Annotated in this window: 7 protein-coding genes; all 7 read left to right on the top strand. The window is 45.9% G+C overall.

The window, feature by feature from the left end; genetic code table 11:
• A partial coding sequence (locus JCM14374_RS12545) for an S-layer homology domain-containing protein (RefSeq protein WP_207641633.1) occupies nt 1-568 on the top strand: 568 nt, incomplete at its 5' end.
• A gap of 931 nt (nt 569-1,499) precedes the next feature.
• Nucleotides 1,500-2,084 carry an STAS domain-containing protein gene (locus tag JCM14374_RS12540; protein ID WP_054698055.1) on the top strand — a complete coding sequence of 195 codons (585 nt, stop codon included), beginning with the start codon at nt 1,500-1,502 and terminating at the stop codon, nt 2,082-2,084.
• Complete coding sequence (locus JCM14374_RS12535; protein ID WP_054698052.1) at nt 2,062-3,843, top strand: phosphotransferase; 1,782 nt, start codon at nt 2,062-2,064, stop codon at nt 3,841-3,843. Before JCM14374_RS12540 ends, JCM14374_RS12535 begins: the two co-directional genes overlap by 23 nt.
• 159 nt (nt 3,844-4,002) lie before the next feature.
• Entirely contained in the window at nt 4,003-5,385 is a 1,383-nt protein-coding gene (locus JCM14374_RS12530; protein ID WP_242849000.1) for a PP2C family protein-serine/threonine phosphatase, read from the top strand.
• 1 nt (nt 5,386) lies between these two features.
• Nucleotides 5,387-5,797 (top strand): ATP-binding protein, encoded by a 411-nt coding sequence (locus JCM14374_RS12525; RefSeq protein WP_054698049.1) that lies wholly within the window; start codon nt 5,387-5,389, stop codon nt 5,795-5,797.
• Between the two features lie 31 nt (nt 5,798-5,828).
• Nucleotides 5,829-6,161, top strand: a complete 333-nt coding sequence (locus JCM14374_RS12520) for an STAS domain-containing protein (protein WP_054698046.1) — start codon at nt 5,829-5,831, stop codon at nt 6,159-6,161.
• A gap of 322 nt (nt 6,162-6,483) precedes the next feature.
• Complete coding sequence (locus tag JCM14374_RS12515) at nt 6,484-9,075, top strand: winged helix-turn-helix domain-containing protein (RefSeq protein WP_242849001.1); 2,592 nt, start codon at nt 6,484-6,486, stop codon at nt 9,073-9,075.
• The last annotated feature ends 374 nt before the right edge of the window (nt 9,076-9,449 follow it).

The raw sequence follows: 9,449 nt of genomic DNA, 5'->3' as shown, positions 1-9,449 counted from the left end.
GACCTATAACCCGGTGAGCTTCGGCGATGTGCCAGCGGCCGAATGGCATCATGATGCGGTTAACTTCATCGCGGCGAGAAGAATTGTCACTGGCACCGGAAACGGCAAGTTCAGCCCGGATATCGGCGCGACAAGGGCGATGCTCGTCACCGTTTTGCATCGGCTGAGCGGAGATAGTGGGAGCCATAAGAACAGCTTCTCAGATGTCTTGTCCGGCGCATGGTACGAGAGCGCCGCAGGCTGGGCGGCGGCAAACAGCATCGTAAGCGGCGTTGGCGGCGGGCTATTCGCCCCCGATAAGGGAATAACGCGCGAACAGCTTGCGGTGATGCTGTATAACTACGCCAAATTCAAGGACTACAACGTTTCCGCCGGCGAGGATACGAATATTCTGTCATACAGCGACGCGCTTTCCATATCGGATTACGCTTACACCGCGATGCAGTGGGCCTGCGGCGCTGGCATTGTCAAGGGCGACACGAAAGGCAGACTGAATCCGCAGGGCGCCGCTACCCGCGCCGAGATCGCGGCCATGCTCGAACGGTTTATCCGGAATGTGGCAAAGTAATTCCATAAAAAACCAATGGGGCTAAATGCGATGTTCACAGGCAGAATCCTTCCCACACGGGAGACGTCGCCCCACATAGCGAAAAATGCACACCCTTTACTCGTGACTACACGGCGGGGGTGTGCATTGTATCAAATAAATGGACGCGACATAATGAAACAGTTACTGATTCAACATGATCATTGACCGTTTTTTCGCACTTTTCAGGGTGATTTCAGGGGACAATCGCTCGGGAGGGCGGGCGCTAGGGAGAATGCGAAAGGACATTTACTTCATATATCGCTTCATTATCTTCGCAGAAGTATTCGCGGGTACCCGCAAGTATCACGACGATGGGTGCACCTTCTTCTTCAACAATGGTATGAGCCGACTCGTAGTTAGTTTGATGCTGTTTACATAGATAGAGTGCTCTAAGGCCGGCGAGACTTTATGAGAATCCTCTTTGGGGATGTTGCAGGGAAAGAAGGAAACTAATGAACAAACCAGAATTTTAATATTAATTAAGAGCATCGCATAGTTTTAAATAACCGGGTGATGATGAACTGGAGAAAATCAGCGCAGCAGCGGCACTTCTGGAAACGTTTTGCACCCGGACGCTTGTATGATGTACCAGTACAAATGGGCTGGCTCCCGAAAGCCAAACAGGAGAGCGAAATGAATCCTGTCGGGATGTTTCTGTAAACCGATGAACTGTTCTATTTTGCCATACACAATTTATCAGTGCGAAATCAAATGGAAGTGGTAATAAATCTTTGCATTCAGGAAATATGTACTGTTGAATATAGTTATTGTCAAGGGTGTGCGCTTTTAGTTTATCAGTCCATTGACCACGAGTATTATGGTATACAGGGGGAAGGGTTAAAAAATAAACTCAGCACAAATCCAATTGTAAATAATGAAATAAAATAAGCCTGGCGGGGGGAGACATACCATGCTGGAAATCAAGGTTTCGAGACTGGATGGAATATCTACGTTTGCTATGCACGGACGCTTTGACGGGCTGGGCGCCCAGTTATTCGAGCAGGAAGCATCCGGGGAGCTGGACTGGGGAAACCACTGGATATTGGATTTTAACGGAGTTAATTATCTATCCAGTGTTGGTATTCGTTCGCTTATTAAATACGGGAAAAAGCTCAAAAGCGCCAACAAAATGATTATTCTGTCAGCTTTAAGCAAAGAGGTCAGAACGGTGTTAGATACGACCGGTGTTTTGGGTTTGTTCAAAGAAGCTGCCAGCTCGGAGGAAGCACAGGTCAGTCTTAGTACTGAAAAGGATATAGCTTCTACAGTCAAAGAATTTAGTGCTTATGGAAGGGACTGCACATTACAGATCTATCCCCATCAAAATTGTGTTGTGGAAGTATGGAATCCCGGCTCTGCCCTTGACGCCCATAATAATCATTCAGGCGATCTTATCATGGTCGCAAATGAAGATATACAACTGGCCTTTGGCTGGGCGGACTGGCGCACGACGAGGAAAGTGCCCGTGAAGCATGGGGATTTTTGCAGCTATTGATCAATTGATTGGTGTTTTACCGGCAGATGGCTTCAATCACGCTGATTTTATGATTAATAATAGCGGGGAGGCGGTTATGTATCTTGCCTCGGCTATTGGTTTCAGCGGTATGCCGACTGCAAGACTGGATATTACGGGCGGGTTACCCGTGCAGCTTAAAGATATACAGCCTCTTGCAGCCCGCCAGTTGCAGGAAAATGGAGTTGAAACGACACCGGTATGGGGAATGCTCATTGCAGCTGATTTGGAACCCGGCAAAGGAAGCTATTTTCATAATCAACAGGATATTGCAAAAGGCCGTACGCTTTATAGAGATTTTACCGGACAGCCAGGTATGGTATGTATTGCTCTGGCGGGCCAGACATCCTGGAACGGTGATGCAAATCTGGCGCCATTTATGGCTCAATGGGGAGTCAGAGCAGGCAGCGATTTTTTTAAAGGCCATGCATTTATTCTGTCCCAACCTTTAGATTGGGTGAGGATCGAGCAGACCAAGGAAATTTGGAAACAGTGTTCTGATTTAGACTCCCTTGAGGATGTCTTGATGGTTGATGGGGATGTCGCTATTACCAGTGCCAGGATATGGATCTGGATGCCGGAATTGATTCGTACCGGTCAGGAAAAACAATTGGCGATAGAATTGACCGAAGAAGTACCCTTTCCAAAAGAGTGGGAGGTCATTACCCGCAGGTTGTTTTCCGATGCCCGCCGTGTTATTCTGGATCCGCTGGTGGGGGGATTCAGCGAAGGTAAACCATTCCGGGTCACTGCCTATGATAAAGACAACCGGCGGATGCTGCCGACCGTGCTTAAACTTGGGCCCAGCAGTCTGATATCTCGTGAAATTGACAATCACAAAAAATATGTGCAAAACTATATACTTAATAATTCCACCACTATTATGGCCCAGTCCAGTTTTGGCCAGGCCAGCGGGATGCTTTACAATTTCCTGGGCATTAATGGACCGGATAGTAAACTTGGCTGGCTGACCAACCGTTATCGTGAAGAAAATATAGAGGTGCTGAAAGCTCTTTTCAGCCGTATTTTCACTTCAATTCTCAAACCCTGGTATGGCCAGCCGGTTTGGGAAAGTATGAGACTTTACCAGCAACACAATCCTCTCCGGCTTTTTCCCGGTCTGCTGGCAGCGGCCGAGCAGGAAACCGGGGTGTCATGCGATATACGCACAATTGAGTGTCCGGAGTTGGGGACAACATTGCCCAACCCCTACTATTTCTTAAAGCATGAATACCCTAAGCGGCAGAATCAGGCCCAACTGTGGTATAGTTCCATAAACCATGGCGATTTGAATATGCAAAATATACTCCTGGATGAAAGGGATAATGTTTATATTATTGATTTTGCCGAAACAAGATCCAGGAACATAGTGTCTGACTTCGCTCGTCTTGAGCCTATATTTAAATTTGAGATGACCCGTCTGGCGGATGAAGAGGATCTTATCCGCTTTATTGAGTTTGAGCAGGCCCTTGCCAGGACTGACTCCCTGGAGCAGGTCCCTGAATGGGCATATAAAGGCACTGATCCAACCGTCAGGAAAGCTTACGAAATGATCTGTCTGATTAGAAAATATGCTAAAACCGTAGTCATTTTTGAAAACGATATTATACCTTACCTGCTGGCTATGCTGGAATGGACCTATCCTATAGTTATATACCGGCAGATCACTCCCCAGGGTAAAAAGGCGGCTGTATACAGTGCCGCACTGATCGTTGAGCAAATCATGAGGCTGGAAAAATAATTATGGGGAAGGAGCGGTGACAATGAAAAAAAGAGTTCTAACAGGGATAATTGTACTGTTTTTTGTCTTGCCGCTTATTCTTATTGGCACAGCGTGTTATGATAAATTAATACATAATTAGATTGCAGGCATTGGCCAGGACGGCGTTGATCAGGAGATTTGCGGGAGACAGGGGGAAGGGTTAAAATCGATAAATGGATTAATCTGGTTATTATACTCATAAAGAATATGTCGGTAATCATAGTTCTGGCTTATGTACTGACGCGCACCGAAGCGTTTAATGAAATACTGCAAAAGAGGATCAATTACCGGCACAAACTGGCTCTGATAGGGATTTTCGGTCTTTTTTCAATTTATGGAACCCTGAGCGGAGAATACGTTCTGGGAGTTACCATAAATATCAGGGATATGGGACCGGCAATAGCCGGGTTGATTGGCGGTCCGCTGGTGGGACTGGGGGCCGGACTTATCGGCGGGCTGCACCGTTATACTATGGGGGGAATAACCTGTCTGGGATGTTCCATATCCACCGTTGTCGCCGGATTGGCAGGCGGTTTAATTTATTATTTCCGCCAGGGCAGACTCATCAGCGTTACCGGTGCGGTGGTCTTTGGGGTGCTTATGGAGACTTTCCATATGGGATTTTCTTTAATGGTCAGCCGGCCTTACGATCTAGCCCTGGCTGCCATAAAGGTTGCCAGTCTGCCTATGATAATAAGTAATGCTCTGGGCCTGGGTATTTTTACTTTTATTGTAGCCAACCTGATTAAGGAACGTCATACCGAGGCGGTAAAGGAATTGATCGAAGGTGAGCTCAAAGTAGCCCGCGAAATTCAAATGAGTATAATTCCTAAAATATTTCCCCCTTTTCCCGACCGCGCAGAGTTTGATATTTATGGGGTACTGGAACCGGCCAAAGAAGTTGGCGGAGATCTATATGACTTTTTCCTTTTGGATGATGATCATCTCTGCTTTACTGTAGGAGATGTTTCCGGCAAAGGGGTCCCGGCCTCATTATTTATGGCGGTTACCAAAACCCTGATTAAGGCTACAGCCACCAGAGATATGGCGCCGGATGAGATTTTAAGCCGGGTTAACGATAATCTTTGCCAGGATAATGATTCAGGTATGTTTGTCACCGAATTTCTGGGGATTCTACATATACCGAGCGGTCAGGTGGTATATGCAAACGGGGGGCATAATCTTCCCTATATAGTACGTAAGGACGGCAGTTTTGGCATGCTTCAGAAGACCTCTGGCATGGCGCTGGGGGTAATGGAAGGATTACACTATGGACAAAATAGCATTAAGCTAAACAACGGGGATACTCTGCTCCTCTATACTGACGGAGTAACCGAGGCTATGGATACCCAGGGAGAACTTTTTACCGAATCGCGGCTTGAGGATGTTTTTGCTAAATTCCCTGAAAGTACCGCTCGCGAACAGGCCCTAAAGGTTCTGGAAGCGGTCAAACTACATGCCAGCGGGGCTCAACAGTCCGATGATATTACTATACTGGCACTAAAATATAAGGTGGGATAAGATGCGCTGGTCAATCAAGAATGATCTGGCCGAAATCGCCAGGCTGGCCGGGGAAATTGAGAGTTTTGGAGAAGTGCAAGGTATTCCTGAACCAGTAATTTTCAGCATCAACCTTTCCCTGGATGAGTTAATAACCAACATCATTAATTATGGATATGCTGATAACGATGAGCACAACATTATAATCAACTTGCAGGCGGGCGATGCCGAGGCTGTCGTAGAACTTCGGGATGATGGATTGCCTTTCAATCCTCTGGAGCTTCCTGACCCGGATACCGGGCAAAGTTTAGATGAAAGACCAATTGGAGGATTAGGGATATACCTGGTTCGCCGGATGATGGACCAGGTAGAATACCGCCGACAGGATAATCAAAATATAATGACTATGAAGAAACTATATTTTGATAAATAATGAAAATAAATACTTTAAGGGAGGAGAAGTAATGAATATCCAGGAAAGCAAGAAAGGAGAAATAAGTATTTTTGAACTGGAAGGACGGCTGGATTCGGTTACTTCCAGTCAATTGGAGAAATCGCTTTTGTCCCGGCTGCAAGCCGGAGATAAGAATTTGATAATTGATTTTGCCAGGGTAGATTATATCAGCAGTGCCGGACTTAGAGTATTGCTTATGGCTGCTAAAAAGACCAGGGCAGCCGGAGGCGGACTGGCCTTGTCAGCCTTGGCCAATAATGTCCAGGAAGTATTCGATATTGCCGGCTTTACCAGTATTTTTCCTATATATAAGAGTTATAGCGAGGCCCTGTCATCATTTTAGGAGGGGGATTCAAGGGATATAAACCTTTCTTTTCTCCCTGCGGCCAATCACTGTTTTTAATGAGCCGGCCTTTTTCAGGGCATAAAGGATAGCAGATAATTTCCAGCTTGTCATCAGGATTTATAATGATTAATAGCCTATCATCTTCGTGAACAGCAATATAATTGACAGAAATCCTAATGCGTCAAATTGTTTCCAAAGATTTAGTCACTCGCCAGAAGACTAACGGCCCAGCCATTATATTAATAATGGTCTGGGTCTTCTATACTTATGCTAAAATGGAAGAATAACATATGTATATATGTAACAATAGATATTGAAAATGGGTAGCAGCATGATTATTAAAACCAAATTTAATGTTCCTGCCGTTAACAACAAAATCGTCCAGCGCAAAAATTTAACCCAAAAACTGCAGCCGATAACTGATTATAAACTGGTCCTGGTAACGGCACCCGCAGGTTATGGCAAGACTACTGCTGCTGCGGTCAGCTTGTGGAACACTGGTGTTCGGCATGCCTGGCTGTCCCTGGATGAAAATGACAATGATCCGGTGGTGTTTTGGAGATATCTGGTTGCCGCTCTGGGAAGTGCCCTTAATAACGCTGATGCAGCTATGGATATTATTGTAAATAAGGGGCTTATTTCTTCTGGTCTGCTGGCAGAATTACTGGTTAATCAGCTGTATGGTATTCCCGGCCACATGTTAATAATACTTGATGATTACCATTTGATTCATGACGAACTGATTCAAAAAAGCATGGCCACTTTTTTAAAATATCTGCCGAATAATATAACCGTGATTATTCTTAGCCGTACCGAGCCGGACTACCACCTGACTGGCAAACATGCCCGAGGCAAAGTGTTAAAGGTGGGACCAGCAGACTTATCCTTTACCAGTGAAGAAACAGCGGAATTTTTTATTAAGAGGGGACTGGCTTTGCAGCCGGATGATATCTCTATCCTGCAGGAATATACGGAAGGCTGGCCGGCCGGTCTGGTGGTAGCGGCACTTTCCATAGAGTCCAGTCAGGATTTGGACTCAGCTATAACACAATTTTCGGGGCGTAACCGTTATATCGATTCGTTTATCAGGGATGAGATTTTTAATAACTGGGCGGATGAAATCAAATCCTTTTTAATAGAAACCTCATTCCTGGATAAACTGTGTGCTGATCTTTGCTATGCAGTTACTGGAAATGAGGAAGCGGGCCAGGTTTTACAGAGCCTGGCAGAAGGGAACAGCCTGGTCTTTCACCTGGATTCAGAGAATCAATGGTTCAGGTATCACCATCTTTTCAAGGAGTTTTTGGCTGATAAACTAAATGAAAAAGGCAGTGATTTTCTTAAGGACCTGTATCAAAAAGCGGGCCTATGGTTTAAGGAGAATGAATACTGGCGGGAAGCCATTGAGGCCTTTTTAAAAGCCGGAAACTATCTTGAGGCCTTTATTTTACTGGTTGATCCGAATATATATATGGAAATGGCTCAAAACAGAGAGCTTGAAGAGTGGTGCAGGTTAGCTGCCAGTATCCCGGAAGGACTGCCGGAAGGATTCCTAAAAGAAAAAGTGCAAACCTATTGTGCCATAGCCTGGCACTTATCCATGGAAAACAGTCTGGATGATGCCAGGGGCTGGATCGACAAAGCCCAGGCCCTGGTAGAAACGATTGAAGACCAGAATGAAAAGGAAAAAGGGTACCTGCAAGCCCATGTGGATATGACCAGGGTATCCGTAAGCGTTGTCCAATTGGATATTAATCAGGTTCGTTATTATTCTAAACAACTGCTTGATACCGAGCTATATCAGCCCCTCCTGCTAGGAGAGATAAATACCGGTGTTCCCGCCATGCTGGATACCGTTTACGGTTTTAAGGGCCGGCTCAACCAGATTGATCAGTCCTGGAGTTATTTAATGGCTGACCTGCCAAGGATTGTCGGGGATTTTTCAGCCTATGCCACCATCATTATGGCCGAATGCCTTTATGAACGCAACGACCTGGAAGCCGTCTATCAAACCATGCTGCCCGGAATGGAATCCATCATCGAGCTCAATAATCCGGGCGCGATTGTACCCTGCTTTATTGCCTTGGCCCGGCTTAAAAGAGCCCAGGGGGATATGCCGGGAGCCTTCGATACCATTGCTGCCGGCAGAGGGAAATTGAGAGGCAAAAACCAGGCCTTTTGGAATTATCATTTCAATATCATGACCGCCAGTTTCTTTATCGACCTGCAGGAGGCCGCTTCTGCTGAGGAATGGCTGGATATCGGCCGTATCAGCATTTATGACAGTCTTTCTTCCTACCGTGAATTAGAATATATTACCCTGGCCAGATATCTTAGCCTGCAGCGGCAGTACGACGATGCCTTGCTCCTGCTCAATCGCCTGGAGTCTTTTGCGGCCAGGGAAAACCACCTGGCCGGTCAGATAAGAGCCTTGTCGCTTTTGGCTGTCAGCCATTACTCGCGCGGGGATTTGCCGAATGCGATGCTGGCTATGGAGAAAGCACTGGAGCTGGGTATGGAACATGGGTATACCAGGACTTTTATAGACCAACTGGAGCCCATGGCAGAACTGCTGACGGAATACTGCCGCTGGAAAGAAAGAACGGCAGAGGATGAAAAGCATAGATATGCCATAACCCTGTCCCGCCTGGTTCGTGAATATATTGAGAAGTTCCGAGCATGTAATCCTAATTTGCTGGTCAAGGACATGATGGCGGAGGCTCTGAGCCCCCGGGAATATAAGGTTCTGCAGCTTCTCGCGGCTGAGCGTTCCAACAAGGAAATAGCGGCGGAACTGGGCATAACCGTAAGGACCGTAAAATATCATAATTCCCGAATATTTGAGAAACTGACCGTAAACAACCGGTTTGAAGCCATCATAAAAGCCAGGGAAACGGGTATGCTGAACTAGATCTAATCATGCGGATGCAGAAGAAAGATTGTTGGTTTTGCTGCCAACCTGTATATGACTTTGGTTAAGTATAAATCAACCAGTTTGGGGTCTGATTGAGCATAAAAACTTTATAATTTCAGATAACTATCAGCCTCTTCCATCATGGCAGGGGCTGATTTTTGCTCGACCTGTACCTGGTACAGTTACCAAAAAAGACCTTCGGTTTAAAATAAAAATAAGTCCTAAAAAAATTTATTCATAGGACCGTAAACGCTATACAACCGGGCTAAATACAGAAGAGGCAGGAGTGAGTTTTGTGTTTGGCAAGTAGAAAATACAACAAACGGCAAAAAATAAATGCAGCACCCGGGATGGTATTACTGTTTAATTAT

Origin of the sequence: Syntrophomonas palmitatica JCM 14374 (assembly GCF_001311885.1) — a bacterium.
Taxonomy (GTDB): Bacteria; Bacillota; Syntrophomonadia; order Syntrophomonadales; family Syntrophomonadaceae; genus Syntrophomonas_A; species Syntrophomonas_A palmitatica.
This window is presented reverse-complemented; position numbering and strand designations above follow the sequence as displayed.

Coding starts and splice junctions, on each gene's coding strand:
- JCM14374_RS12525 (WP_054698049.1), top strand. CDS start 5,387: ATGCGCTGGTCAATCAAGAATGATCTGGCCGAAATCGCCAGGCTGGCC.
- JCM14374_RS12540 (WP_054698055.1), top strand. CDS start 1,500: ATGCTGGAAATCAAGGTTTCGAGACTGGATGGAATATCTACGTTTGCT.
- JCM14374_RS12515 (WP_242849001.1), top strand. CDS start 6,484: ATGGGTAGCAGCATGATTATTAAAACCAAATTTAATGTTCCTGCCGTT.
- JCM14374_RS12535 (WP_054698052.1), top strand. CDS start 2,062: ATGGGGATTTTTGCAGCTATTGATCAATTGATTGGTGTTTTACCGGCA.
- JCM14374_RS12520 (WP_054698046.1), top strand. CDS start 5,829: ATGAATATCCAGGAAAGCAAGAAAGGAGAAATAAGTATTTTTGAACTG.